Genomic DNA, 26,083 nt, shown 5'->3' with positions numbered 1-26,083 from the left:
CCCTGCTGGGCTGTGGAAAATGCCTGTATGACACGACAAAAAACACTCTCACCCCGCTCCGGGGCCGAACTATTACTGCTGGGCCTGATCTGGGGCGGGTCGTTCCTTGCAATCCGAATCGCACTGGATTCGATCCCGGTGATCACCGCCGTGTTTCACCGGGTTTTCTGGGCGGCGCTGGCTCTTTGGGCCTTGGTCCTGATCCAGCGGCTGCCCGTGCCGACAAGTTGGAGGGTCTGGCGCGCATTCCTGGTCATGGGGCTGCTGAACAATGCCCTACCCTTCACCCTGATGGCCTGGGGTCAGCTTCATGTGGATACCGGCCTGACGTCGATCCTGAACGCCGCCACGGCCATTTTCGGAGTTCTGGCCGCCGCGACGGTCTTTCCCGACGAAAGGCTTTCGGCGCCCCGCCTGATCGGGGTGATACTCGGATTCGCCGGCGTCTCCATCACGATTGGCATCGGCAGTCTGCTGCGCTTTGACCTGCAAAGCATGGGGCAACTGGCGATTCTGGCCGGCACCGTATCCTATGCAATGGCGGCGGTCTGGGCGCGGCTTCACCTGTCCGGGCTGCCGCCGCAAGTCTCGGCCGCCGGCATGTTGACCGGATCCACGATTTTCATGCTGCCGATCATGCTGACGGTCGACGGCCCACCCGCCCTGATCCTGCCCGCCCAGACCTGGCTGGCCATTGGTTATTTCGCCGTGGTGGCGACGGCCGGCGCCTATCTGCTGTATTACCGCGTCCTCGCGGCGGCGGGCAGCGGCAATCTGCTGCTGGTGACGCTGATCATCCCTCCGGTGGCGATCACGCTTGGCGCCCTGGTCCGAAACGAGGCCCTTCCGCCCAACGCCTATCTGGGGTTCGGCGTTCTTGCCTTAGGCTTGACGATCCTCAGTCGATCCGGGCGGCGCGATTGACGCCGCGCGCCCTGCGTTCTAGCTAGGGCAAAACAAGGGACGGCGGAACATGATCTACGGCTCGGCACGGGAATGGCGCGAGGCTGCACGAAAGAAGGTGCTGTTTTTCGGGATGTCGGGGCTGGGCAAGACCTATGTCTCGAATATCCTGCGCGAATCCGGCGATTGGTTTCATTACTCGATCGATTACCGGATCGGTACACGCTATATGGGAGAATACATCACCGACAACGCCAAGGCCGAGGCGATGAAGGTGCCGTTTCTGCGCGATCTGCTGCTGACCGATTCAATCTATATCGGCTCGAATATCTCGTTCGAGAATCTGACCCCCGTGTCCGCCTATCTGGGCAAGCCCGGAAACCCGGACCTGGGCGGCCTGCCCATGCCCGAATACCGGCGCCGGCAGGAACAGTTCCGGCTGGCCGAGATCCACGCCCTGCTGGACACCGAATATTTCATCGACCGCGCGCAGCGGTTGTACGGTTATCCGCATTTCATCTGCGATACGGGCGGGTCGATCTGTGAATGGGTCGATCCCGATGACCCGGCGGATCGCGTGCTGTCGGAACTGTCGCACCATACGCTGATGATCTGGATCAAGGGCGATGACGACCACACCGCCGAGCTGATCCGTCGCTTTGACAAGGCCCCCAAGCCCATGTCCTACCAGGTCGAATTCCTGACGCGCGTCTGGCAGGACTACCTGGATCGGCACGGCTGCGCCGAGGCTGACGTGAACCCCGATGACTTCATCCGCTGGACCTATGCCCAGGCGCTTGCGCATCGCCAACCGCGGTATCGGGCGATGGCGGAAAACTGGGGCGTGACCGTCACTACCGACCAGATCGGACAGGTACGCGATGCCGGTGATTTCGACGAGTTGATCGAACGCACCCTTGAGGCCCGCCGGGCCGCGTCCTAACTAGAGCCTCTCACCGGACCAACCAGAAGTTTGAGCCATGCCCATCAAGATCCCCTCTGACCTGCCCGCCTTTGACGTCCTGACCAAGGAAGGCGTCATGGTCATGGCCGAGGATCAGGCCATGCGGCAGGACATACGGCCGCTGAAGATCGGGCTGCTGAACCTGATGCCGAAGAAGATCCAGACGGAAAACCAGTTCGCGCGGCTGATCGGGGCAACCCCGCTTCAGATCGAACTGTCGCTGATCCGGATGACCGAACATCAGACCAAGAACACCGCCGCCGAGCACATGGAAGAGTTCTATCGCCCTTTCCAGGAGGTCAAGGACCAGAAATTCGACGGGCTGATCATCACCGGCGCCCCGATCGAACATCTGGATTTCTCCGACGTGACCTATTGGGATGAACTGACTGAGGTGTTCGACTGGACCCAGACCAACGTGCATTCCACATTTGGCGTCTGCTGGGGCGGGATGGCGATGATCTACCACTTCCACGGGGTCCGAAAGCATATGCTTCCGGCCAAGGCTTTCGGCTGTTTCCGGCATCGCAACCTTGCGCCTGCCTCGCCGTTTCTGCGCGGCTTCTCGGATGACTGCGTGATCCCCGTCAGCCGCTGGACCGAGGTGCGACAGGGCGAGATCGACGCCGCCCCCGGCCTGACCACCCTGTTGGGCAGTGACGAGGTCGGCCCCTGCCTGGTCGAGGACCCCGCACACAGGGCTCTGTATATCTTCAACCATTTCGAATACGACAGCGACACACTGAAACAGGAATATGACCGCGACGTCGCCAACGGCACGCCGATCAACGTTCCGATCAACTATTACCCCGACGACGATCCCAGCCGGACTCCGCAGAACCGCTGGCGCAGCCACGCGCATCTTCTGTACGGGAACTGGATCAACGAGATCTACCAGACCACCCCGTTCGACATGAACGAAATTGGCCGTTAAGGCGCTGATACTGTTCACCGCGGCCGCTGCAACGCTGGCGGCGGTGACCCTCTGGCTTGCGGCCCAGCGGGAATCCCGAGCCCTGGCCGACTTCCCGCCCGAGGGGCAAATCTTGGACATCGACGGTATCGCCGTCCATGCGGTGGTCATGGGTCAGGGGCCTGACGTCGTGCTGATACATGGCTCCAGCGGCAACACCCGCGACATGACCTTTGCGCTGGCACCGATACTGGCCAGGTCTTTTCGTGTCATCGTGTTCGACCGACCCGGCCTTGGATATTCGCAAAGCTTCAATCCTGCCGGCGAAACCATCGTCGAACAGGCGGACATCCTGCAAAGGGCCGCGGCCCGGTTGGGGGCTGACAAACCCATCGTCGCGGGGCAAAGCTATGGCGGTTCGGTCGCCCTTGCCTGGGCGGTGACGCGACCGGAAGATATTTTGGCTCTGGTCCTGATCGCCCCGGCAGCGGTGCCATGGGAAACCCCGCTGGATTCGTTCAATGGCGTCTCATCGACGGCCTGGGGCAGCGCAGTGCTCCTGCCTTTGATTACCGCTTTCGTGCCGGAGTGGTATGTCGAAAAAGCGCTGGGTACCGTGTTTGCTCCACAAAAAACGCCTGCAGGCTATGCCCAGCATTTCGGTCCCGGTCTGACATTGCGCCGCGCATCCATGCACGCCAATGCCAAACAGCGCGCCAACTTGCTGGATGAAGTCACGAGACTCGAACCGCGCTATCCTGAAATTTCGGCCCCGACCGAGATCGTCCACGGCACTGCCGATACCACCGTGGGGCTGGACTGGCACTCGCGGCGCCTGCGCGATCGGATACCGGGCGCCGAGTTGATCGAACTGCAGGGCATCGGCCACATGCCACAGGTCGTCGCCGCGTCCGAGGTGGCCGCAGCCATCGAGCGGGCAGCGCACCGTGCCGGTTTGCGTTAGCCCGGCCAGCAAGCCATAGTGACCTGTGAACAGTGTTACGAGGCGCTTCATGACCGGAACCCAAAAAGGGGCAATCAACGACTATTACCGCAAGTCCGCACCCAAAGATGTCCGCGACGCGATCGAGAATGCTGGCCGCGGCGACATCCTGTCTCCAACCTACCCCTACCGACAGAAGATGAAGCGTAAGGACTATGACCGGCAGATGGACGCGCTGCAGATTGAACTGGTCAAGCTGCAGGCCTGGGTCAAGGAAACCGGTCAACGTGTCGCCATCATCTTCGAAGGGCGCGACGCCGCGGGCAAGGGAGGAACCATCAAACGGTTCCGCGAAAATCTCAATCCGCGCGGCGCAAGGGTCGTGGCGCTCAGCAAACCGTCGGATGCCGAACGCAGCCAGTGGTATTTCCAGCGCTACATTCAGCACCTGCCCTCGGCCGGAGAGCTCGTTTTTTTTGACCGCAGCTGGTACAACCGCGGCGTGGTCGAAAACGTCTTTGGCTTTTGCACCCCGGACGATCGAGAGCGCTTCTTTAGACAGCTTCCGGGGTTGGAGGAAGGTCTGGTCAACGACGGCATCCGCCTGTTCAAGTTCTGGCTGAACGTTGGTCGAGCCGAACAACTCAGGCGCTTTCTGGACCGCGAAAACGACCCGCTGAAATACTGGAAGCTCAGCCCCATCGACATCGCCGGCCTTGGCAAGTGGGAGGACTACACCCAATCCATCCACGAAACTCTGACCCGATCGCATTTCAACCACTGCCCCTGGACCATCATCCGCGCGGACGACAAAAAGCGCGCCCGGCTGGCCGCGATCCGAACGGTTCTGGCGGGGTTGGACCATGACGAAAAAGATCTCGACACCGTCGGCACCCCAGACCCCCTGATCTGCGGGGGGCCGGAAATCTGGGATGCATGACGACCCGCGCGGCCATGCCGCAGCGGTGGATTCCTGCCGATCGACACCATATACCCATTAGGCAAAAGACAAAAGAAACACAGGCATTCGAGGCCGGTATGACCAAGCGCGGCTATCACCACGGGAACCTCAAGCAGGCGCTGATCGAGGCGGCCCTGTCCCTGATCGAGGAAAAGGGCCCGACCGGCTTTACCCTGTCCGAGGCCGCCAAGACCGCCGGGGTGACGCCGGCCGCTGTCTATCGCCACTATCACGGGCGCGAAGACCTGATCGCCGAGGCCGCGCGCCAGGGCTTCGAGATGTTCGCCGACCTGATGCAACACGCCTATGACAAGGGGCAGCCGTCGGCGCTTGCCGCGTTCGAGGCGACCGGCCGGGCCTATCTGGCCTTTGCCCGCAAGCATCCCGGTCACTACATCGCGATGTTCGAAAGCGGCATATCCCTGAACCGCACGCCCGAGCTGGCGATGGCCGCAAACCGTGCGAAATCCGTGCTTGAACAGTCAGCCGCCGACCTGTCACAACACATCCCACCCGAGAAACGCCCACCCGCCTCGATGTTCAGCGCGCATATCTGGGCCATGAGCCACGGCGTGGTCGAACTCTATGCCCGCAACACGGGCGCGTCCTCGCCCTTCCCGCCCGAGGACCTTCTGGAAACCGGGATTGGCATCTATCTGCGCGGTCTAGGGCTGGTGCCGCCGGACGAATGATCACGGCATCCGGCCGGACCGGGATACGTTCAGCCGCGAACTGACATTGATCAGATCCATCCGCCCCATGCCCTTGATTTCGACCGCCCCGAGATCGGCGATCTGGAATTCGTCGATCAGGGCGTATTTCATCTCTTCCGGCGCGACAATGTTCATCGGGTTGGCAAAAACCTGAAGCCGCGATGCGATGTTCACAGCCGGCCCGAAAACATCATAGACGTATTTCTGCACCCCCACGACCGACCCCACCGCCGGACCGATGCCCAGGCCTATGCGCGCCTGCCATTTATGCGGATGGCTTTCATTGCGCCGGTCGAGATATCGCAGAAACCGCACCGCGCAATGCGCCACCGCCGTCGCGTGATCGGGCGTTGCATCCGGCATTCCCGACACCGCCAGGTAGGCATCGCCGATCGTCTTGATCCGCTCGCAGCCGAATTGCTCGACAATCCGGTCGAAGGCGGTGAAGATGTCGTTCAGTTCGCTCAATGTGACCGTGGGGTCGGTCCGGGCCGCAAAATCGGTAAAACCGACGAAATCCAGCATCACAACCGACACCTGATCGAACAGCTGCGGTGTCACCACGCCGAAGGTCTTGAACTCCTCGTACACGGATCGCGGCATCAGGTTCAGCAGCAACCGCTCGACCCGCTCCTTTTCGCGCTCCAATTCGCGCGTGTTGCGCTCGACCATGGTCGAGTAGCTGTCGATCATGCTTTCCAGTTCACGGATCCGGGTGATGTTCTGGCATTCGACCACCAGAATCTGCTCGTCCATCCCGTTGGCCAGCGACACCGAGACGGCGAAAATCAGCGTCCGGCGTTTGGGCTTGATTTTCAGCTCGGCCGAATAGCGCAGCCCCGATTGCTTGACGTCATCCAGTTCGCGCCCGTCCAGATCGGGCAGCAGGTCCAGCAGGGTCTGATCGGCGGCCGGCGTTCCGAACCATTCGGCAAAAGGCCCGTTGTGGAAGATGAAGGTCAGATCCGAAGCCCGCAATACCGCAACGCCTACTCCGATGGCCCGCAGCAATTGTTCGTTGATGGCTTGGATGCTCATGCCGCGTTGCGGGCGACGATGATCCCCCGCTTGCCCTCGATGGCGGCAAGGGCGGCCTCCACGTCTTCATCCGACATGCCGTGCATCGACAGGGCCTGCGCGAACAAGGCGGCCATCGCGTCGAAATCCGAATGACTGATACCCAGGTGGCGGTGAACCGCCTCGATCCGGTCATCGCTGAACGAGGCCGGGCCTCCGACCAACGAAGACACGAACTTGGTCTGGTGGTCGATCAGGCGCGGCATGTCGATGTCTTCGAAATAGTCGCCGATCTCGTCGGACTCCAATGCCATTTCATAAAACGACATCACGATCCGGCTTATCGTTTTGAATCCGCCGTATTTTTCATAAATCGTCTGAACCACGGCGCGACCTCATACCAACTCAAACATCCTCGCAGTGTAATCTCATCCCGAGAGTATTGCGAATTATTTTGAGCTATTCACTGTTTTTGAGCACACAAAACCAGCGATTTACAAGAGACTCGACCCGAACCGGCCTTAAGAGTTCAGACCTCAAGATCATCCGCACAGGGAACCAAACCGACATAGCCGCCCCGCTTCAAAAGGCGGGCCTGCCCCCCCGCCCGCCAGTACAGCTTGCGCCCCGCGGCCTTCAGCTCGCGCGCAACCCGGAACCAGGTCGGCCCTTTGTCCAGCCCGCTGTTGATACGCACGTCCTGCTCTCGTTCGCTGGACTTGATGACGGTCTGCGTATCCAGCTGCGACAGAACGGCCTGGACACACACGGCCGGGAAACACTGAAACAGGGTCCAGTCCGGGCGCGGAATGGTCAGAAAGTCATCCAGATGGTCCGAGTATTCCTCGGACCATTTCAGCAGTTTGCGGCATCCTTGCTGCGACACGACATATGCCCCGGCGCTGGACACCATTTCCAGAATTTCACGCACCGCCACGCCGCCAATATCTGTGGCGGGCCCGAACCGGCGCACGCGTGGCGAGTAGTCGAGCTTGACATAGTCGAACTTGTCGGCGTTCCGGACCAGGGTCTGAATGACATCGGCCGCCGCGCCGGACAGTTGGACATCATCCTCAAACGCGACCACGGCCGGAAGGCCTCTGTCGGCTCCGATTTGCCATATCCTTCGGTGGCTTTCGAAGCACCCGATTTCGCTGGGCAAAAGTCCCCACCGGCTGCCACTGCCCGGCACATAGCGCGCGCCGTCCAGCGCCCTCGGCTGGCTGGCGTCGGTCGCACTGATACGGTGCGCCCCGGCCAACCCGGCTCGCGCGAACTCGGCCTCCATGAAGGCACGGCGTTCCGGTACGCGATCAAGGTTGATGTAATAGATGCTGTCGGCCACCGAGTGGTCAGGCGTATGCACTGGGGTTCCCTTCCTGCTGGACGTACGACCTAGCCCTTACCGTCAATACCTGCCGCTCGTCCAGCGTTCAGGGGTTTGCTTGCAGAAGGCAATATCGCTCCGTTTTCTGCCCAGCACCTTGGCAAAAGCTTGGAATTCAGGAGTTTGCATACTTACAATGGAAGTAGTTCAGCTACACCTCAACAGGGGCTAACCATTGTCCGCAACTCACGAAAATCGTCCGGGATGGGGTATACGCGAAACGGATGGTCGTTTGGTTCATGTCAGCGACGTGCGGAACGGCTCGGATTGCGGATGTCTATGCCCTGCCTGCAAGTCACCCCTGATCGCGCGTCAGGGCAAGCATCGGGTATGGCACTTCGCCCATGCATCAAAAGTGAACTGCGAGAGCGCTGGCGAAACCGCACTACATTTAGCCGCAAAACAAGCCCTAAAAGACCTGAAGGGGAAAATTCTCATTCCGGAAGAAATCATTCGCAAGGCAGGCTGGCCCACCCCAAACGAGTTGGCAAACGGGCCCATCGCGAAACTGAACGAACTAATGACGCATTCCTTTCCTGAACGTATTGCATCGGAGTCCAATGTCCGCATCGAGCCACAAGACTGGGTACACCAGGGGTTTCGGCCTGATGCGGTTCTGGAGTTGAACGGCGTCCAGTTGTTCATTGAAATTCGTGTCACGCATGAGGTCGATCAACCGAAACGGGAACGAATGCAGAGAATGGGAATTAGCGCCATAGAGATTGACCTCTCGGACGCAGATCGCCACGTCTCACCAAATGTACTAACACGGCTAATAAAGTTACTGGCACCACGCAAGTGGCTGGTCACTGGGCGGACGGAGACTCGGGAGAGATGGGAAAAAGAATTCACGAAGAGATTGAGAGCCGAAGCCTCACGGCTCAACGACATGGTTCCGCGTAAATTGACTCCTAAATTCTACGTCAATGCCTGTCCGCGGAGAAACGAACCAGACTTTGAATCTGTTTATGTCTACAAGTGTTTAGATTGCAAATTTTGTGGAGGGCAAATTCCCGACTTCGTGGATACACCACTTTGGAACATGCTTGATGACCGGCTACGGCATTCGGCAGAAGCCTCAGTTCTATGTTCTCACAGAGGCAACTCCAGCAATATTCCAACAGAGATGCAAAAGGAATACGTTCGCCAACTCGCACACAACGATTTGGAGCGGGAAGGAGGCCTGACCAAATGTCTTCCCAATGGTTGGGAAAAAGACAAGAAGTTTTGCTCAGATTTCATTTCCGCGCATCCTGACTGCAAAAAGTGTGGTAGGAAGATGGCTCTACGGAAGAACAAAAAGAACAACTCTTCTGGGGGTGCAGTTTATATCCGCAATGCACGGGAATATTCTCATACGATTCGAATACACCATTGGCGTCGATCGTAAAGTCGCATGAGCAAAAACGACGCGCTGCACTCCGGGAACATGAGAAAATCTGTGCTGAGAAGCCGATTCTGCGAAGACCTCCAGCTGACGACACTTCGCTATCGCATAGAGCGATGCCTTCTTCTCCCCGGCCCGTGAAACGGTAGCAAAATAGATTTCTCAAATTTACAAGAGCGGCCTGCGACGCAATCTGACATTCAAGCGTCACGCAAAAACCTCTAGGTTCGGCTCAGAACAGGCATTCCGTGCCAACGCCCCCTTGGGTATCAACGCTATTGACCGAGTTTGCCAAATGTTGCTTTGTCCGCAGACTATTAGTTAGGCGGGTCTTGTCGCAGCATCGAGACCCCACTTCGGGGGTCGGCTCAGGGCCGGAAAATCTAGAGTCGTACTGTCCGGCAAGGGAATGTATTGGCAGCCAAGCTTTGTCTTTACACAACTTGGTATGGCCTGCTTTCGGGGTGGGGGAATTGGGGGACGAATAGAAATTAGCCCGCCGATATCACAGTAATATCAGATGCTTGAAGAGAAATTGTGGCGGAGAGACAGGGATTCGAACCCTGGAGACGGTTTCCCGCCTACACACTTTCCAGGCGTGCGCCTTCGACCACTCGGCCACCTCTCCGTGCCGAGGATATTTGGACCAATGAATCAGGATTTGCAAGGCCCGATTGAACGCAAATCACATGCATCTCAGCCAGACCAAAAATTTCCGACGTTGTTGATGAACAACACAACCCATTCTTTGGGCCCGGACACCGAGCCTTCAGGTTTTGACGTCTCCCTCGGACTTGTGGGCACCGTCTGACAATCCATCCGGCGAAGCCTTTCCTTGACTCGGCTCGCACTCGACTTCGGGCGCATTGACACCAGCCCCAGGCGCTCCGACCAATGTCTCGGGATTGCGCAACCAGACATCCCGTTGGGCAAAGGGAATTTCGATCCCCTCCTCGGCGAATCTGCGATTGATTTCGTGGTTCATTTCGGACTTGACCGCCACCACCCAATTCACATCGCGGATGATCGCGCGGATCTCGAAATCAAGCGAGTCTGCCCCGAACCCGACAAAGTAGATGTTGGGCGTCGGGTGCGACAGGACCATCGGATGCTGGTTTGCCACCTCGCGCAGGATCTTCTCGACCTTGGCGGTATCCGTGCCATAGGCCACTCCGACCGGAACGATGACCCGCCCGATGGTGTTGCCGCGGGTATAGTTCGTGACCACCCCGCTGATCAGGTCCGAGTTGGGGATGATGACATCGGTCCGATCAAAGGTCTCGATCCGGGTCGAGCGGACTGAAATATCGCGGACGTATCCGGTCATGCCGTTCACGTCGATCCAGTCGCCCTGCGAGATCGGGCGCTCGATCAAAAGAATGATCCCGGAAACGAAGTTCGACACGATGGTCTGCAGGCCGAAACCGATACCGACCGACAACGCCCCGGCCACGATCGCCAACGAAGACATGTCAAAGCCTGCGACCACAATGGCGACCAACGCCGCCACGAAAATACCGACATAGCCCGTTCCGGCCACGACAGCGGCCTGCCCTCCAGCGTCGAGCCCGGTCTTCGGCAGAAGCGATCCGCGCAACGTGCCTTGCAAGAGGCGGGTCAGCATGTAGCCGATCACGAAGACGGCCACGAAAGTCAGGAAATTGGACGGCGAGATTGTCACGCCACCAATGTCGAAGCCCAGCATGATCCGCGACCAGACCTCGATCAGGTCGGTCTCCCGCGCGCCCCAGTACAGCGCAAGGACTGGCAGCGCCAGAACAGCCAGAACGAACCCGACTAGAACCGAGAACAGCGAGTCGCTCGCCCCGTCCTGCTGGCCGGTCAGCCAGCCATATAGCGATGTCACGAAACGCTGGAAGATCACCAGGGCCGCAATCAGAATAAGCGTCTTGACCGCCGGGAAGACAACCGCAACGGCCGCGTTGGTATAACCCAGCGCAGCAAGCAATGGTCCGGTGGCCCCCAACAAAAACATGAGACGCCGAAGAAGCTCGACGATCTGCGCAAATCCCCGGCCCCGCTCCGAAGTCTGTTCTTCGGAATCTCGACCATCACCGCCACCACGGATATGCCGAGCTCGCAATAATAGCAGACCGGTAATCAGAATGATGGGAAAGTTAACCACCGCGCGGGTCGCGTCGGAGATGTTTTCGATCCTACCGAACAACTGCGCCAGTTCGTGCAAAATCAGCATCACGGCCAACAGGTCGATGTAAAGCCGCAGTTCAGCAACCTTGCCTTCCGGCAGGGCCAAGGCACCATCGGCCTCGCTCATCGAAAGTATCTGACGTCCGATCCAGTCGTAGAACAGAATGATCGCGGCCCAATAGGGAACTTCCTGGATCAGCAAAGCGCCGCGAAACCCTGGAACGCCGGTCATCGACACGGCCTGAATGAGAAAAACGACCCCCATCCACGGGAAGATGATCCGAAACAGCGAAACGATGAAGGTCCACACGCCACGCCCCGCACCGCCAAAGCGCCGCAGATAATCGCCGGCCCTCTCTGACCAGCGACGCCCAAACAGCAGTAGTACCAGCGCCAAAATGACCAGCGTCAGGATTGCCGGAGCATCATTGCGCATTCTTTCACGAACGACTGCTGACCGAAGGTTCGCCTTGGTTTCGTTGACCAGGCTGTGCCCGGCCTCGCTGACCGCCTCCCAGGCAGGTACCCAGTACGCGGGATTGAGCGGCGACGGCCCACGCGTCAAAAGCTGCGTACGCTGCCGCTCTCGAATGATCGCGTCAATTTCGCTGATCAATCCATTGGCGCGACTGAAGGCTTCCTCGCTGATGATCCGCGGGATCTTCAGCTTGTTGATCTGACTTTCCAAGTGGGACCGCAGCTGTGCTATCTGCTCTGGTTCCTCCGAGCCATCCTCGGGCGCCGGCCCAAGCGCATTAAGCTGTGCTTCGAGTGTTTTCAAACGATCGGTGTTTGCCGTCCGTGCCTTATTGAAGTCCTCCCTGTAAGCATTTATTTCTGCTCTCAAATTTTCGAATGCGGCATTCGAAGCACGGCGCGCCTCAATGACGTTTTCAGCGCGCTCGGCTGTGCTAAGCCATTTCTTGTAATACTCACTTTGCGTGTCACTCAGCTGGGCAGATGCACCGCCGACCAGACTCAGCACAAGCACAAAGGCAAGTGCCAGCAGATGTTGCAGGTGCCTGACCATCAGACGTCTTCGAACACGCCGGGGATGCTGCGGGGCGCCTCGGTCATCCACTCGGGGACGGGCAGCTCTTTTTCCCGCAGGAATTCGGGGTTGAACAGTTTGGACTGATAGCGCGTGCCATAGTCGCACAAGACCGTGACGATCGTGTGCCCAGGCCCCATTTCGCGGGCCAGCCGGACCGCGCCGGCGATGTTGATCGCGGTCGAGCCGCCCATCACCAACCCCTCTTCGCGAAGCAGGTTGAACACATAGGGCAGCGCCTCGGTATCGCTGATCTGGTAGGCATGGTCCGGATTGAACCCTTCCAGATTCTTGGTGATGCGCACCTGCCCGATCCCTTCCGCGATCGAGCTGCCCTCCATCGCGATTTCGCCGGTCGTGTAATAGGAATATAGCCCCGCGCCCAGCGGATCGGCCAACCCGATGGTCACCCCCTTGGGCTGCAGCGCCTCGGCCACGCCGGCCAGCGTTCCGCCCGAGCCCACGGCACAGATGAACCCGTCGACCTTGCCTTCGGTCTGCTCCCAGATCTCGGGGCCGGTGGTTTCCACATGGGCCTGACGGTTGGCTACGTTGTCGAACTGGTTGGCCCAAATCGCGCCATTGGGTTCGGTCTTGGCCAGTTTCTCTGCCAGGCGGCGCGAATAGTGGACAAAGTTGTTGGGGTTCCGGTACGGAGCAGCCGGCACCTGGACCAGTTGCGCGCCGGCAAGGCGCAACATGTCCTTTTTTTCTTCCGACTGTGTTTCGGGGATCACGATCACCGTCTTGAACCCCATCGACGCCCCGACCAACGCCAGCCCGATCCCGGTGTTTCCGGCCGTGCCTTCGACGATGGTTCCCCCTGGTTTCAGCTCGCCACGGGCGATGGCATCGCGAATGATGTAGAGCGCGGCCCGGTCCTTGACCGACTGACCGGGATTCATGAACTCGGCCTTGCCCAGAATTTCACATCCGGTTTCCTCGCTGACCCGGCGGAGGCGGATCAACGGGGTTTTTCCAACTGCGTCGGCAAGATCTCGTGCTATGCGCATGGCGCCCTCATGTCATTTGGCATCATTGCAGGCATACAGGTGCCCGGCTCCGACGACAAGCGGCGATGCTCAGTCGCGCAACCGATCCCGATGGCGCGCCAGCCAATGCGCCACCACCAACAACGGCATGTCCTTGAAGCCGTGGCGGTCGACCTGGCCGATGAACGCGTCATATGGCAGGATCCGGCTGCGGATGTCCTCGCCCTCGGCCGTCACACCGCCATTGGCCGCCGGATCGGTCAGATCGCACAGGCCGACATACAGATGGACGAATTCGGTCGACGACCCGGTCGAGGAATAGGCCCCGCCGGCGTATTCCAGCCGATACGGCGACACCCCCGCCTCCTCCACCGTTTCCCGCAGCGCCGTCTGTTCAGGCGTCTCACCGGGGTCGATCATGCCGGCCACCGGTTCCCAGACCCATGGCTCGGGGTCGTCGATCAGATAGACGGGCGGGCGGAACTGTTCGACCAGCAGAACGCAGTCGCGGACCGGATCATATGGCAGGACGACCACGGCACCGCCCTGCATCAAGGCGCTGCGGTTCAGAACCGGCCCCATCGTGCCGTCATGGCGGCGATGCTGAAGGTCGATCTCGTCGACACCGAAATAGTTGACGTAGGCCCGGTGGTGCCGGTGAACGATCACGTCCTTACGAATGTCGCGCGGATCTCCGGTACGGCGTTTTCGGGCCGCAAGCCGGGCCCAGGCCCGGGTTCGGATGGCCGGAAAGCTTTCGGCGATGTCGACGGCATCGATCCGGCCGTACCAGCTCATGACCTCGTCAGCGGCCAGCAGGGTCATGGGTCCCCATCGGGCAACCCACTGGTCCAGCGACCATGGCGCACCCGGTGTCCACCGGCCGGCGTCAGGAAAGAACACCTGGACCGGCACCAGCGTGCCATCGTCGCACTGCACCTTGCAATCGCGCAGATCGAACTCAAACCCGCCCTCGTAGAAGGCCAGCCGGTCCAAGTCCAACGCCTGCAGACCTTGGACAAGCAGCCCCTCGGCCGCTTGTCCTGCTTCGGGCACGATCATCGGAAAGGGCTGCCCTTCTGCGCAACGCACGGCGTGGTCGATCAGGCGGGCCGGCCGAACCGCCAGCGCATCCCCGGACCGGCCCAGCACACGTTCGAGCAGCGGCAAGTGGCGCAGCGTGCCGTAGAAAAACAGATCTGTCATGTTGTCAGGACCTTCAACCAGAGCTCAGTTCCACCGACGCGACGCTTCTTCGGTGAACAGCCCCGACAGGATGGCCCCGAAGGCCAGGGTTGCAATGATTTCCGGATAGATCAGCTCTTGCCCGAACTCGACACCCAGCTGGAAAATCGCAAGCAACGCTTCGAACGGTCCGTCATACCGGTGGCGCATCGCCAGACGAAACATCTCGTAGGTGCCCTGCACGAACAGCCCCCAGAACACCAGCGAAACCACCCCGGTCAGCCCGTTGTTGATCGCGGCCGTCCACCCGTGACCGGCGCGCTTGCCCATGATCACCCAGCCGCACAGAAACCCGAGTATGACGTTGACATAGGTGAAATAGCCATAATCCTTGCCCTCCTCTCCGTTGTCCATGATCATTCCGGATACCAGAAAGGCCACGACCACAAGGCAGATCGCGGCAACCAGGCGTGAGGCGGTGGGCATTTGTCTTTTCCGTGCTTTAGTTCGGTTTTGCTATTGTGATCTGTGTCACATCGCAATTGCCGGTGTCAAAGGCCGCGCCGCAGGCCGTCAGATAATAATTCCACATGCGGCGGAAACGCTCATCAAAGCCCATGGCCGCGATCTGGTCCCATTTTTCGTTGAACGTGTCGTACCAACGGCGCAGCGTCAGGTCATAGCTCGGCCCGAATTCCTTCGATCGCACAACCTGCAGGCCCGCCTGAGCGATCTGCGCGCGCAGAACCGTCGGCGACGGCAGCATGCCGCCCGGAAAGATATATTTCTGGATGAAATCCACACCGTTCTTGTAAACCTCCCAGCGCCGGTCGGCGACAGTGATGATCTGCAAGGTCGCCTGAGCTCCCGGCTTCAGCCGCTCGCGCACGGTTTCGAAATAGACGGGCCAGTATTTCTGCCCGACGGCCTCGAACATCTCGATCGAAGCGATGCCGTCGTATTGCCCACGTTCGTCGCGATAGTCCTGCAGCTTGAGCTCGACCCGGTCTGACAACCCCGCTTTTTCAATCCGTTGACGTGCGTACTTCAACTGCTCCTGACTGATCGTTAACCCCGTCACGCGCAGGCCGCGCTCCTTTGCGGCGTATTCAGCGAACCCGCCCCAGCCGCATCCGATCTCAAGCACATGGTCCCCTGGCTTTACACCCATCTCATCGACCATGCTGGCATATTTCGCGATCTGCGCCTTTTCTAGGCTTTCCTGCCCGGTCTCGAACAGGGCGCTGGAATAGGTCATCGTTTCGTCCAGCCAAGCGGCGTAGAAATCATTGCCCAGATCATAATGGTACGAAATATTCTTGCGGGCCTGTTTCCGGTGATTGCGCTGCAGCCAGAACCGCAGCTTCTCATAGGCCTGCACCAGAAACTTACCGGTGAAATCGTCATAGACCGTTTCGGTGCCCAAATGCACCAGATCCATGAAGGAGCGCAGATCGGGCGTGCTCCACCCGCCTTCCAAGTAGGCGTCGGAAAAGCCAAGCTCGCCTTCTCGGATCAGGCGCGCGAACACGTCGGGGTCATGAATGTCCACTCGCGCAACCGGTCCGGGTTTGGCGCCTTCGCTGCGAAACACGCGCCCGTCGGGCAAGCTGATATCCAGCCGGCCGGACTCCATCTTTCCGAGCATCTTGAAGACTTGGGCAAAATATCTGGGCAGGTTTTTCTGCCCCTCGGTGGTAGTCAAGATCATCCGCGCTCCCCTTTGCGGTATTCGGGTCAGGCTAGGTCGCGAAAGCGTTTCTGGCAAGTTTTCAGTTCCTTACTGGTTTTTTTGGCCTTCATACGCGGCCAACGCCCGTTCGCGGCCGACCTTCAGATCGACGACCGGCCGCGGATAGGCGTCGTTGGGACTCAGGTTCCACGACCGGGGAATGGCTTCGAAATATGACAGGGCGGTCTCCGGCGGGGCGCTCTGACCCTCGGCCACCCAACGCCGCACATAGGCGCCTGTCGGGTCGAACTTCTCGGCCTGTGTCTGCGGGTTGAATATACGGAAAAACGGCGCGGCGTCCGGCCCTGAACCCGCCACCCATTGCCAGCCCATCGCGTTCGAGGCGGCATCCCAGTCGACCAGGCTGTCGGCAAACCAGTCCATCCCAATTTTCCAATGCGTCATCAGGTGCTTGGTCAGATAACTTGCCACAATCATCCGCGCCCGGTTGTGCATCCGCCCGGTCACATACATCTCGCGCAGCCCGGCATCGACGATCGGTATGCCCGTGCGCGCAGTCCTCCAGGCCCGAACCTCGGGCGTCTCGATGTCCTCGTTCCAGGGAAAGCCGTCCCATTCCTGCCGCCAGTTCCGCGTCAGCAGATGCGGCGTGTGGTACATCAGGTGATAGGCGAACTCGCGCCAGACCAGTTGCCGCAGAAAGGCGTCAGCGCCGGTCGAGCCGATCAGGGCCGCGCCCTTCACCCTGTGCCAGACCGTTCGGGGGCCGATTTCGCCCAGCGCAAGGTATTCGGACAGGTGCGATGTTCCGTCATCCGCCAAAGCGTCGCGCTGCGCCGGATAAGCGTCCAGCCGCTCCATGAAGGCGTCAAGCCGCGCCTCGGCGGCTGTCTCTCCGGCCTGTACATGCTGCCCGACGATCCCGGCGCCCCGCCGCATGGCGTGCCCGAGGCCCCAATCGTCCAGCTGTTCGGACGCGGGCCAGTCTGACGGCGCAGCCAGCCGCTCGGGGGCCGGATCCGGCGAGGGGACGTCCCGCTGCGCCACCGCGCGCCACATCGGTGTGAATACCCGAAAGGGCTTCCCGGTCTTGGTGGCCACTGTCCACGGCTCGAACAGAAGGTGCCCCGGAAAGGATTTTGCGGTCAGGCCCAATTCCGTCAGCGCCGATTTGATACTCGTGTCCCGCGCGATCGCGTCCGGGTCATAGGCCCGAGACCAATAGACCTCGCGCGCGCCCGTCTCGCCAATGAGAGCCTTCAGCGCGTCCAGTGGGGCCCCGCTGCGCAGGACAAGCTTGCTGCCCTTGTGTTCAAGGTTTCGCGCCAAGGCCGCCAGCCCCTGACCCAGCCGCCATTTGGGCGCCGCCCCTAGGCCCGCCACCAGTGAATCGCGAATGAACACCGGTATGATCGGCCGCCCAGACCGTACCGCGGCGCTTAGCGCCGGATGGTCCGACAGGCGCAGATCCTGCCGGAACCAGATGAGAATAGGTGACTGTTTGCTGTCCATGCTCGCCCTGTTTTTCCTTGTCTACGCTGCAACGAGCGTAGCGGATCACAAAACGCGATCAAACGCTTGAAGCAATTGGTCAATCTCGTCGCGCGAGGTGTAGTGGGTGAAGCTGACGCGCAGAACGCCCTGCCCCAGATCGACCCCCAGCGCGGTCAGAGGCCGCACCGCGTAGAAATCTCCGCCGCCCGCCATGATGCCGTGTTGCGCCAGTTCGGCGGCGACCTCCTCGGCGTTGCGGTTCAGCGCCAGCGCCACGGTCGGCGCGCGCTGTTCCGCCTTGTCCGGGCCGATCAGGCGCACCGCGTTTCGGTCCTTGACCGCATCCAGCACCGGTTGCAATAGCGCAATTTCATGCGCACGCATCAGGTCATGCACGAACTGGCCGCGTTCGCCCGCGCCCGAAGCCGGGCCACCATGATGGTCGCACAGCAGATCGACATAATCCGCCATGCCTGCGCTGGCGGCCACCTGCGCATGATCCGGCCCAGCCGGGGTGAACCGCTTGTACAAAACGTCACCATTGAAGTAGTGGGCCTGGTTGGGCAGCAGCTCGCCCAGCGCGCGCCGGATCACCATGCAACCCTGGTGCGGTCCATAGGTCTTGTAGGCCGAGAACAGATAGATATCCGGCCCCAACTCGCCCACGTTGGGGAACCCGTGCGGGGCATAGGAAACGCCGTCGACACACACGAAGGCCCCGGCGGCGTGGGCGATGGCGGTGATCTGGGTCACCGGGTTGATCTCGGCCACCACGTTCGAGCAATGCGGAAAACAGACCAGCCGCACCTTGTCGTCCAGCAGGTTTTCCAGATCGGCCGGGTTCAGCGCGCCGGTCTCGGGGTCGATCTGCCATTCACGGATCTCGATCCCGTCCTCGGCCAGGCGCCGCCATGGGCCGGAATTGGCCTCATGATCCTGGTTGGTGACCACGATTGCCTCGCCCGGCTTCATCCATTGCCGAAACGCCTGCGCCAGCACATAAGTGTTTTGCGTGGTCGAAGGACCAAAGCTGAGCTCGTCAGTGTCAACGCCCAACAGGGCCGCCATGCGCATACGCGCCTCGTCCATCTCCTCGCCCGCCAGACGGCTGGCCTCATACGGGGCATAGGGCTGCACCTTGCGCTGGGTGTAGAACCGCGTCAGCCGGTCCAGCACAGGCTTGCAGGTATAGGACCCGCCCGCATTCTCGAAAAAAGCCTGTCCCTGCAGGCTCGGCTCGGCAAAGGCCGGAAACTGCGCCCGCACGAAATCGATATCCAGAGTGCCCATCACACTGTCCTTCCCTTGTCATGCACGATGGTTCCACAGGGCTGCCCGCGCATGACACCGGACATCTCCGACAACATGGCAGGTCTTCCAGCCAGCCACGGGCGGCCGCGGCAGTTCGAATGCGCACACCGAACGGCGACAGTTAGCCTTGGCCAGTCACACGGGTCAAGGTGTGTGTCCCCGTGGCGGCCACACGCGACCGACACTAAAAAAGGGCCCCGGATCGCCCGAGACCCTATCAGCTCAGACCATGAACCGCGTCACTTGCGGCGGCGTTCGTTCACCAACCCGATGAAAATCGACACGCACATCAGAACCAGCACGATCGCAAAAGGGAACCCGGTTGCGATGGCCGCGGCCTGCAGGGCGCCCAATCCGCCGCCCAGCAGCAGAACGATTGCGATGGCGCCTTCCAGAACGCACCAGAACACGCGCTGCGCGGTCGGAGCGTCGGTCTTGCCGCCGGCGGTGATCGTGTCGATCACCAGCGAGCCGGAATCCGAACTGGTCACGAAGAACACGACCACCAGAACGATACCGACGAAAGACAGAAGGCCGGCCATCGGGAAGGCTTCGAACATCTTGAACATCTTCAGCTCCAGCGCCGCATCCGTCAGGGCCTGAACGCTGCCCGACATCACCTGATCCAGTGCCGCGCCGCCGAACACGCTCATCCACAGCGCACCGACAAGGGTCGGGATCAGGATCACGCAGGTCACGAATTCGCGGATGGTGCGCCCGCGCGAGATGCGCGCGATGAACATGCCCACGAAGGGCGACCACGAGATCCACCAGGCCCAATAGAAGGCCGTCCAGCCTTGCATGAAATTGGTGTCCTCACGCCCGATCCAGTTCGACAGCGCCGGCAGCGCTTCGACATAGGCGATCATGCTTTCGAAGAATCCCGTCAGGATGACCATCGTGGGACCCACGACCAAAACCAGCAACAGCAGAAGGGCGGCCAGGATCATGTTGGCCTCGGACAGGCGCTTGACCCCCTTGTCCAGACCCGCGACGACGGAAACCAGCGCAAAGGCGGTGATCAAGACGATCAGAAACACCTTCATCCCGTCGCTCACCGGAACGCCGAACAGATAGTTCAGCCCCGCCAGCGCCTGCGTCGCCCCCAACCCCAGCGAGGTCGCTAGCCCGAAAATCGTGGCAAACACCGCCAGAACGTCAATGACATGGCCCAGCGGACCCCAGGTCGCCTCGCCGAACAGCGGGTAGAAGACCGACCGCATTGTCAGGGGCAGCCCGCGGTTGAAGCTAAAGAAGGCCAGCGCCAGCGCGACGATCGCATATACGGCCCAGGGGTGCATCCCCCAGTGAAAGATCGTGGCGGTCATAGCCAGTTCACGCGATGCCTCAGGGTCGTTCAACGCGGCGCCCAGCGGCGCCCAGTCGGTGCGCGCGCCGTCCTCTCCCACGGCCATACCGCCCAGCGACGACCCGTAATGCGAGATCGGCTCGGCCACGCCCCAGAACACCAGCCCGATGCCCATGCCTGCGGCGAACAGCATCGAAAACCAGCCGGCATAGCTGTAGTCGGGCCGTGCGTCCTGGCCACCCAGTCGGATCGACCCATAGGGCGTAACGATCAGCAGCAGCGAAAACACCACGAAGATGTTGGCCGCAACCATGAACACCCAGTCAAAGCGGCTGGTCAGCGCCGGCCGCAGCCAGCCGAAGAACTCCGTGGCCTGTTCGCGGAACACCAGCGAAAAGAACACGAAAGCGATGATGGTCAGGCCCGAGACCGCAAAGACCGGGTTGTGGATATCCAACCCCATGATCTGGATATTGTCCTGGCCGACCTCATAGTCAGTTTCCGTATTGTCGGACATTCTCTCTCCTCTCGATGTTGCTGCTCCTGTCTGCACGGAAGGCTGCCTGCGACGGTCTGTCGCGAAAGACCGTCCACCGAGCAAAAACGACTGCCTTCAGGAATTTTCGCAAAAAAACACGGATTCCGTCCGTAAAAAGGCAAGACCGCGCCGCCAGTGGGCGCGAGCCACAGCTCGTGAATCCAAGTCGTTACGGGCGTGAAACCGCCGGGTCAGCCCTGAACCTTGGTATAGGTTCCCTCACCCGCCAGGATACCGCGGAACCCGCCTGGCTCGTCCAGACCGAAGACGATCAGCGGCAAGTTATTGTCGCGCGCCAGCGCGATGGCCGAGGCATCCATCACCTTCAACCGCTTGGCCAGCACGTCGTCATAGGTGACCGAGTCATAGCGCACCGCGTCGGGGTGCGCCTTGGGGTCCTTGTCATAAACGCCGTCGACGCCGTTCTTGCCCATGAAGATCGCCTCGCAGGCCATTTCGTTGGCGCGCAGCGTCGCGGCGGTATCGGTGGTGAAATACGGGTTGCCGGTGCCGGCGGCAAAGATGCAGACCCGTTTCTTTTCCAGGTGCCGCACCGCGCGGCGACGGATGTAGGGTTCGCACACCTCGTCCATCCGAATGGCCGAGATCACCCGCGTGAACACACCCAGCCCCTCGAGCGCGGACTGCATCGCCAGCGCGTTCATCACAGTGGCCAGCATGCCCATGTAATCGGCCGTCGTCCGTTCCATCCCCTGGGCCGAGCCCGACAGGCCGCGAAAGATGTTGCCGCCGCCGATAACCATGCAGATCTCGACGCCCAGGTCATGAACCGACTTCACCTCTTGCGCGATCCGCTGCACGGTGGGCGGATGCAGGCCAAAGCCCTGGTCGCCCATCAACGCCTCGCCCGAGATCTTCAGCATCACGCGATTGTAGGTTGTCTTTGGGGTTTCTTCGGTTGTGGTGGCGGGAGAAAGGGTCATGTTGCGCTCCGGGGTGGCACGGGTTTGTTTTCCGGCGCAAAATGAAGCAAAACCCCCGCGGGTTCAATGCGGATGGTCGGACAATGGCGCAATCGGACAGGACAGGAAACGCAACGGCCGCGATCGCGGACTGGCTCCCCCCCGTTCCCGAGGGCAAACCGGTTCTGATCGCGGGCCCCACGGCGTCGGGAAAATCGGCGCTGGCGCTGGCCGTGGCCGAAAGGTTCGGAGGGGTCATCGTCAATGCCGATGCCAGCCAGGTCTATGACTGCTGGCGGGTCATCTCGGCCCGCCCGTCGGCCGAAGAGGAAGCCCGGGCGCCGCACGCCCTTTATGGGCATGTGCCCTACGATGAAACCTATTCGGCCGGGCAATGGCTGCGCGAGGTTACCCCGTTGTTGTCGGGCGACCTGCGTCCGATCATCGTCGGCGGAACGGGGCTGTACTTCAAGACGCTGACCGAAGGCATGGCCGAAATTCCGCCGACCCCTGCCGCGATCCGCACGCAGGCTGACGCGATGCCCCTGCCCGACTTGCTGGCCGAGGTGGACCCGCGCACGCGCGCACGCCTCGACACCCACAATCGCGCGCGCGTGCAAAGGGCTTGGGAAGTCGAACGCGCCACCGGTCGCAGCCTGGCCGATTGGCAGGCCGAAACGCCGCCGCCGGTGCTTCGGCTGGATCAGGCCGTACCGATCGTGGTCGATGTCGACAAGGCCTGGCTGCTGGATCGGATCAACCGGCGGTTCGACCAGATGCTGGCCACCGGCGCCCTAGACGAGGTGGCGGCGATGCGGGACCGGTACGACCCGTCGCTTCCATCCTGCAAAGCAATCGGTGTTCCCGAACTGATGGCCTACGTGACGGGCGACCTCACACTGGACCAGGCCCGCGAGAAAGCGACGATTGCGACACGGCAATACGCTAAACGTCAGCGGACCTGGTGCCGGTCGCGCATGAAGGACTGGCATAAAGTCGACCTGAGCGACTGAGACAACCCGGCGCCGGCCCCTATCACCAGTCTATTTTCATTTCTTTTCATTGCCTTAAGCCGAATTATCACCCTTTGGCCCGCACTAAACAGAATCACCCGGGTGATTTTGGGTGTCACTCTTGGACTTGCCCGGCAGAGTGTGGCGGGGTAACCGGTGTCTTTGCTCTGAAATGTCGTTTTTGAACATCTGATGACGATTTCGAACATTGACCTTGATCGGATTCTGGTGCCGAATGTTCGCATGGGGATGATCTGCGCTCAGAAAAATTCACGGAAACGCCGCAAACGGCTCAGTTCGAATGCGACGGTTTCCAGTAACGAAAAAACAAATCTCACAGGGAGACTTTCATGGAAATCAAGACATTGACCGGCGCACCGGTACACTGGGCGGCGGACATGCACGCCCGGGAATACCAGGAAGGCAAGCTGAGCCGCCGCGAGTTTCTGACGCGCACGACCAGCCTCGGCGTCACTGCTGCTGCAGCCTACGGCATGATCGGGCTGTCCGCCCCGGCCAAGGCGGCCGGCGAGGACGCCAAGCAGATGGGCGGCACGCTGCGCGTTCAGATGGAGGTGCGCGCCCTCAAGGATCCGCGCACCTATGACTGGTCGCAGATCGCGAATGTTACCCGCGGCACGCTGGAATACCTGGTCGAGTACAACTCGGACGGCACTTTCCGCGGCATGTTGCTGGAGGGCTGGGAAGTCAACGACGACGCCACCGAGTACACGCTGAAGGTCCGCAAGGGCGTTAAGTGGAACAACGGTGACGATTTCACTGCCGACGACGTCGCCCGCAACATCGCGCGCTGGTGTGACAAGAGCTCGGAAACCAACTCGATGGCCGGCCGTTTCGCCACGCTGATCGACGCAGATACCGGTCAGGCGATCGAAGGTGCGATCGAGGTGGTGGATTCGCACACCGTCAAGCTGAACCTGCCGAATTCGGACATCTCGCTGATCCCGGGCATGGCGGACTACCCGGCCGCAATTATCCACAGCTCGTTCAGCGAGACGGACCTGACCAACAACGTGGGCACCGGCCCCTACCTGATCGAGAGCCTCGAAGTCGGCGTAAAGGCCGTGCTGGTGCGCAACGAAAACCACACTTGGTGGGGCGAGGACGTGTTCGGCCGCCCAGCGCTGGACCGTATCGAGTATATCGACTACGGCACCGATCCGTCGGCCTGGCTGGCGGCGCTGGAATCCGACGAAGTCGACATGCTGTACGAATCGGTCGGTGAATTCATCGATGTGATGGACGGCCTCGGCTATGTCAAATCCGAGGTTGTCACGATGAACACCATCGTGATCCGCCCGAACCAGCTTGCGGAAGTGGACGGCAAGAAGGTCTATGCCGACAAACGTGTGCGTCAGGCGTTGCAGATGGCCGTGGACAACTCGGTCTGCCTCGAGCTTGGCTACGGTGGTCGCGGCTCGCCCGCGGAAAACCACCACGTTGGTCCGATCCACCCGGATTACTACGAACTACCGCCGCAAAAAGTTGACCCGGAAGGCGCGCGCAAGCTGATGGAAGAGGCCGGCATGGCCGATTTCGAGCACGAGTTGATCTCGATCGACGACGACTGGCGCCGCAACACCACCGATGCGGTCGCAGCCCAGCTGCGCGACGCCGGCATCAAGGTCAAGCGGACTGTTCTGCCCGGCAACACGTTCTGGAACGACTGGGCGAAATACCCGTTCAGCTCGACGAACTGGAACCACCGTCCGCTTGGCGTGCAGATCTGGGCGCTGGCCTATCGCAGCGGAGAGGCCTGGAACGAATTCGGCTGGGCGAACCCCGAGTTCGACGCCCTGCTGACCGAGGCCCTGGCCATTGCAGATGCCGACAAGCGCCGCGAAATCGTGGCCAAGGGCGAAGCGATGATCCAGGAGGAAGGCGTTACCATCCAACCCTACTGGCGGTCGCTGTATCGCCACATGAAGGAAGGTCTGGTGGGCACCGACATGCATGTGTCGTTCGAACACCATCACTACAAATGGGGTTGGGCGGCCTGAGCCCGACCTGAACCCTGCTGGGGCGCCCGAATGCGGGCGCCCCTTTCCAGCCGCAGACACACCGACACGGGGTCGGAACGTCCGAGGCCAGGCAATGGTCCACTGATCTGCGGAAAACCCGAACAACAGGGGCCAACATGGGACTCTTCATCCTCCGACGATTGGGCGTGATGCTGCTGACGGCGCTGTGCCTGACCTTCGTGGTCTTCTTCCTCACGAACCTCTATCCGAACCTGGAAAAACTGGCCAAGACCCAGGGTAACCAGCGCATGTCGGACGAACAGGTCGTCTCGTGGCTGGAAAATCGTGGCTATATGCAACCCACGCTGGTCAAGTACGGCCAGTGGCTTGGGGTGATCCCGGGATTCACGAACACTTTGGATGACGGGCAATTCGTGGGCACCTGCGCCCGCCCCGGATCGACCCCGGACACGACCCCCCGCTATTGCGGCGTTCTTCAGGGCGACTGGGGGTATTCGACCGTGTTCAAGGAAGAGGTGGGGACGATTGTCGCCAAACGCTTGGGCAACACCGGGTATCTGATGTTCTGGGTGCTGCTGCTGATGGTGCCAACCGCGCTGCTGGTGGGCGTTCTGGCCGGCATGCGCGAAGGGTCAGCGCTGGACCGGTCGCTCTCCACCTTCTCGATCATCACCACGGCCACGCCGGAATATGTTTCGGGCGTGATCTTCATCGCCATCTTCACCTCGTCCACCGTGGGTCTGAAATGGTTCAAGGGCACGGCTACGCAGGCCATGGACAACCCGACATTCGAGAATTTCTTTCTGCCGGTGCTGACCATCGCCCTGTACGGAATGGGGTATATCGCGCGGATGACCCGCGCCTCGATGACCGAGGTGATGACGGCGCAGTACATCCGCACCGCGCGGCTCAAGGGTGTATCCTTTTCCAACATCGTCCTGAAACACGCGCTGCGCAACGCGCTGATCGCGCCCTTCACGGTCATCATGCTGCAGTTCCCGTGGTTGCTGAACGGCGTCGTGATCGTCGAGACCCTGTTCAACTACAAGGGTTTTGGCTGGGCGCTGGTGCAGGCCGCGGGCAACAACGACATCCAGCTGCTGCTGGCGATCTCGGTCGTGTCGGTCTTCGTGGTTCTGGTGACGCAGCTGATCTCGGATATCGGCTATGTCTACCTCAACCCACGCATCCGCATTTCATAAAGGAGGATAGAC

22 protein-coding genes and 1 tRNA gene are annotated in these 26,083 nt (G+C 60.7%); 10 read left to right on the top strand and 13 right to left on the bottom strand.

Going from position 1 to position 26,083, the window contains the following annotated elements:
- Positions 1-27: 27 nt before the first annotated feature.
- The 6 genes from AC2FME_RS08170 to AC2FME_RS08145 all read left to right on the top strand — a co-directional run bounded on the left by AC2FME_RS08170 (position 28) and on the right by AC2FME_RS08145 (position 5,376).
- The gene (locus AC2FME_RS08170; protein ID WP_496800152.1) at positions 28-924 is read left to right on the top strand and encodes a DMT family transporter; all 897 of its coding nucleotides are present in this window, start codon (positions 28-30) and stop codon (positions 922-924) included.
- A 49-nt stretch (positions 925-973) separates the two neighbouring features.
- On the top strand, positions 974-1,846 hold the full coding sequence (locus AC2FME_RS08165; protein ID WP_496800151.1) for an ATPase: 873 nt from the start codon (positions 974-976) through the stop codon (positions 1,844-1,846).
- 37 nt (positions 1,847-1,883) lie between these two features.
- Entirely contained in the window at positions 1,884-2,801 is a 918-nt protein-coding gene (metA, locus tag AC2FME_RS08160) for a homoserine O-acetyltransferase MetA (protein ID WP_496800150.1), read from the top strand.
- Positions 2,791-3,744, top strand: a complete 954-nt coding sequence (locus tag AC2FME_RS08155; protein WP_496712311.1) for an alpha/beta fold hydrolase — start codon at positions 2,791-2,793, stop codon at positions 3,742-3,744. Before metA ends, AC2FME_RS08155 begins: the two co-directional genes overlap by 11 nt.
- Before the next feature lie 49 nt (positions 3,745-3,793).
- A complete protein-coding gene (gene ppk2, locus AC2FME_RS08150; RefSeq protein ID WP_496800149.1) occupies positions 3,794-4,663 on the top strand; it encodes a polyphosphate kinase 2 in 870 nt (289 codons plus the stop codon).
- Between the two features lie 98 nt (positions 4,664-4,761).
- Positions 4,762-5,376 carry a TetR/AcrR family transcriptional regulator gene (locus AC2FME_RS08145; protein WP_496688202.1) on the top strand — a complete coding sequence of 205 codons (615 nt, stop codon included), beginning with the start codon at positions 4,762-4,764 and terminating at the stop codon, positions 5,374-5,376.
- On the opposite strand, the gene AC2FME_RS08140 is transcribed toward AC2FME_RS08145, so the two are convergent.
- The 3 genes from AC2FME_RS08140 to AC2FME_RS08130 all read right to left on the bottom strand — a co-directional run bounded on the left by AC2FME_RS08140 (position 5,377) and on the right by AC2FME_RS08130 (position 7,780).
- Positions 5,377-6,435, bottom strand: a complete 1,059-nt coding sequence (locus AC2FME_RS08140) for an adenylate/guanylate cyclase domain-containing protein (protein ID WP_496800148.1) — start codon at positions 6,433-6,435, stop codon at positions 5,377-5,379.
- On the bottom strand, positions 6,432-6,800 hold the full coding sequence (locus AC2FME_RS08135) for a group I truncated hemoglobin (RefSeq protein ID WP_496800147.1): 369 nt from the start codon (positions 6,798-6,800) through the stop codon (positions 6,432-6,434). Before AC2FME_RS08135 ends, AC2FME_RS08140 begins: the two co-directional genes overlap by 4 nt.
- A 143-nt stretch (positions 6,801-6,943) precedes the next feature.
- Positions 6,944-7,780, bottom strand: coding sequence for a glycosyltransferase family 25 protein (locus AC2FME_RS08130; protein WP_496800146.1), 837 nt, complete (start codon positions 7,778-7,780; stop codon positions 6,944-6,946).
- Positions 7,781-7,976: 196 nt separating this feature from the next.
- Between AC2FME_RS08130 and AC2FME_RS08125 the strand changes: the two genes are divergently transcribed.
- Positions 7,977-9,191, top strand: coding sequence for a competence protein CoiA family protein (locus AC2FME_RS08125; RefSeq protein ID WP_496800145.1), 1,215 nt, complete (start codon positions 7,977-7,979; stop codon positions 9,189-9,191).
- A gap of 535 nt (positions 9,192-9,726) precedes the next feature.
- Here the strand turns inward: AC2FME_RS08125 and AC2FME_RS08120 are convergent.
- From AC2FME_RS08120 to pyrH, 10 genes are all read right to left on the bottom strand, one after another.
- Positions 9,727-9,816: transfer RNA gene (locus AC2FME_RS08120), tRNA-Ser, on the bottom strand.
- Between the two features lie 141 nt (positions 9,817-9,957).
- Entirely contained in the window at positions 9,958-12,387 is a 2,430-nt protein-coding gene (locus AC2FME_RS08115) for a DUF3772 domain-containing protein (RefSeq protein ID WP_496712336.1), read from the bottom strand.
- On the bottom strand, positions 12,387-13,421 hold the full coding sequence (locus tag AC2FME_RS08110; RefSeq protein ID WP_496680834.1) for a cysteine synthase A: 1,035 nt from the start codon (positions 13,419-13,421) through the stop codon (positions 12,387-12,389). The genes AC2FME_RS08115 and AC2FME_RS08110 overlap by 1 nt, the downstream gene beginning before the upstream one ends.
- A gap of 69 nt (positions 13,422-13,490) precedes the next feature.
- Positions 13,491-14,606, bottom strand: coding sequence for an NUDIX domain-containing protein (locus AC2FME_RS08105; RefSeq protein WP_496800144.1), 1,116 nt, complete (start codon positions 14,604-14,606; stop codon positions 13,491-13,493).
- A gap of 24 nt (positions 14,607-14,630) precedes the next feature.
- A complete protein-coding gene (locus AC2FME_RS08100; RefSeq protein ID WP_496680919.1) occupies positions 14,631-15,017 on the bottom strand; it encodes a TrgA family protein in 387 nt (128 codons plus the stop codon).
- Between the two features lie 70 nt (positions 15,018-15,087).
- Complete coding sequence (locus AC2FME_RS08095; protein WP_496680838.1) at positions 15,088-16,296, bottom strand: class I SAM-dependent methyltransferase; 1,209 nt, start codon at positions 16,294-16,296, stop codon at positions 15,088-15,090.
- A 69-nt stretch (positions 16,297-16,365) separates the two neighbouring features.
- Positions 16,366-17,790, bottom strand: a complete 1,425-nt coding sequence (locus tag AC2FME_RS08090) for a cryptochrome/photolyase family protein (protein WP_496800143.1) — start codon at positions 17,788-17,790, stop codon at positions 16,366-16,368.
- A gap of 45 nt (positions 17,791-17,835) precedes the next feature.
- The gene (locus tag AC2FME_RS08085) at positions 17,836-19,062 is read right to left on the bottom strand and encodes an aminotransferase class V-fold PLP-dependent enzyme (RefSeq protein WP_496800142.1); all 1,227 of its coding nucleotides are present in this window, start codon (positions 19,060-19,062) and stop codon (positions 17,836-17,838) included.
- Positions 19,063-19,322: 260 nt separating this feature from the next.
- The gene (locus AC2FME_RS08080) at positions 19,323-20,909 is read right to left on the bottom strand and encodes a BCCT family transporter (RefSeq protein WP_496800141.1); all 1,587 of its coding nucleotides are present in this window, start codon (positions 20,907-20,909) and stop codon (positions 19,323-19,325) included.
- Positions 20,910-21,121: 212 nt separating this feature from the next.
- A complete protein-coding gene (pyrH, locus tag AC2FME_RS08075) occupies positions 21,122-21,874 on the bottom strand; it encodes a UMP kinase (protein ID WP_496712328.1) in 753 nt (250 codons plus the stop codon).
- A gap of 83 nt (positions 21,875-21,957) precedes the next feature.
- Here pyrH and miaA point away from each other — a divergent pair, with 83 nt between their 5' ends.
- The 3 genes from miaA to AC2FME_RS08060 all read left to right on the top strand — a co-directional run bounded on the left by miaA (position 21,958) and on the right by AC2FME_RS08060 (position 26,071).
- Complete coding sequence (miaA, locus tag AC2FME_RS08070) at positions 21,958-22,866, top strand: tRNA (adenosine(37)-N6)-dimethylallyltransferase MiaA (protein WP_496800261.1); 909 nt, start codon at positions 21,958-21,960, stop codon at positions 22,864-22,866.
- Between the two features lie 350 nt (positions 22,867-23,216).
- Complete coding sequence (locus tag AC2FME_RS08065; protein ID WP_496680849.1) at positions 23,217-24,887, top strand: ABC transporter substrate-binding protein; 1,671 nt, start codon at positions 23,217-23,219, stop codon at positions 24,885-24,887.
- Between the two features lie 137 nt (positions 24,888-25,024).
- On the top strand, positions 25,025-26,071 hold the full coding sequence (locus tag AC2FME_RS08060) for an ABC transporter permease (RefSeq protein ID WP_496680852.1): 1,047 nt from the start codon (positions 25,025-25,027) through the stop codon (positions 26,069-26,071).
- Positions 26,072-26,083: the final 12 nt, after the last annotated feature.

The organism is Ruegeria sp. BHSC026, assembly GCF_059613065.1.
Note: the sequence above shows the minus strand (reverse complement) of the source record. Positions and strands in the feature narration are given on the sequence as shown.

Coding starts and splice junctions, on each gene's coding strand:
- AC2FME_RS08165 (WP_496800151.1), top strand. CDS start 974: ATGATCTACGGCTCGGCACGGGAATGGCGCGAGGCTGCACGAAAGAAG.
- AC2FME_RS08095 (WP_496680838.1), bottom strand. CDS start 16,296: ATGATCTTGACTACCACCGAGGGGCAGAAAAACCTGCCCAGATATTTT.
- AC2FME_RS08060 (WP_496680852.1), top strand. CDS start 25,025: ATGGGACTCTTCATCCTCCGACGATTGGGCGTGATGCTGCTGACGGCG.
- metA (WP_496800150.1), top strand. CDS start 1,884: ATGCCCATCAAGATCCCCTCTGACCTGCCCGCCTTTGACGTCCTGACC.
- AC2FME_RS08115 (WP_496712336.1), bottom strand. CDS start 12,387: ATGGTCAGGCACCTGCAACATCTGCTGGCACTTGCCTTTGTGCTTGTG.
- AC2FME_RS08090 (WP_496800143.1), bottom strand. CDS start 17,790: ATGGACAGCAAACAGTCACCTATTCTCATCTGGTTCCGGCAGGATCTG.
- AC2FME_RS08105 (WP_496800144.1), bottom strand. CDS start 14,606: ATGACAGATCTGTTTTTCTACGGCACGCTGCGCCACTTGCCGCTGCTC.
- AC2FME_RS08110 (WP_496680834.1), bottom strand. CDS start 13,421: ATGCGCATAGCACGAGATCTTGCCGACGCAGTTGGAAAAACCCCGTTG.
- miaA (WP_496800261.1), top strand. CDS start 21,958: ATGGCGCAATCGGACAGGACAGGAAACGCAACGGCCGCGATCGCGGAC.
- AC2FME_RS08170 (WP_496800152.1), top strand. CDS start 28: ATGACACGACAAAAAACACTCTCACCCCGCTCCGGGGCCGAACTATTA.
- AC2FME_RS08140 (WP_496800148.1), bottom strand. CDS start 6,435: ATGAGCATCCAAGCCATCAACGAACAATTGCTGCGGGCCATCGGAGTA.
- AC2FME_RS08145 (WP_496688202.1), top strand. CDS start 4,762: ATGACCAAGCGCGGCTATCACCACGGGAACCTCAAGCAGGCGCTGATC.
- AC2FME_RS08085 (WP_496800142.1), bottom strand. CDS start 19,062: ATGGGCACTCTGGATATCGATTTCGTGCGGGCGCAGTTTCCGGCCTTT.
- AC2FME_RS08080 (WP_496800141.1), bottom strand. CDS start 20,909: ATGTCCGACAATACGGAAACTGACTATGAGGTCGGCCAGGACAATATC.
- pyrH (WP_496712328.1), bottom strand. CDS start 21,874: ATGACCCTTTCTCCCGCCACCACAACCGAAGAAACCCCAAAGACAACC.
- ppk2 (WP_496800149.1), top strand. CDS start 3,794: ATGACCGGAACCCAAAAAGGGGCAATCAACGACTATTACCGCAAGTCC.
- AC2FME_RS08065 (WP_496680849.1), top strand. CDS start 23,217: ATGGAAATCAAGACATTGACCGGCGCACCGGTACACTGGGCGGCGGAC.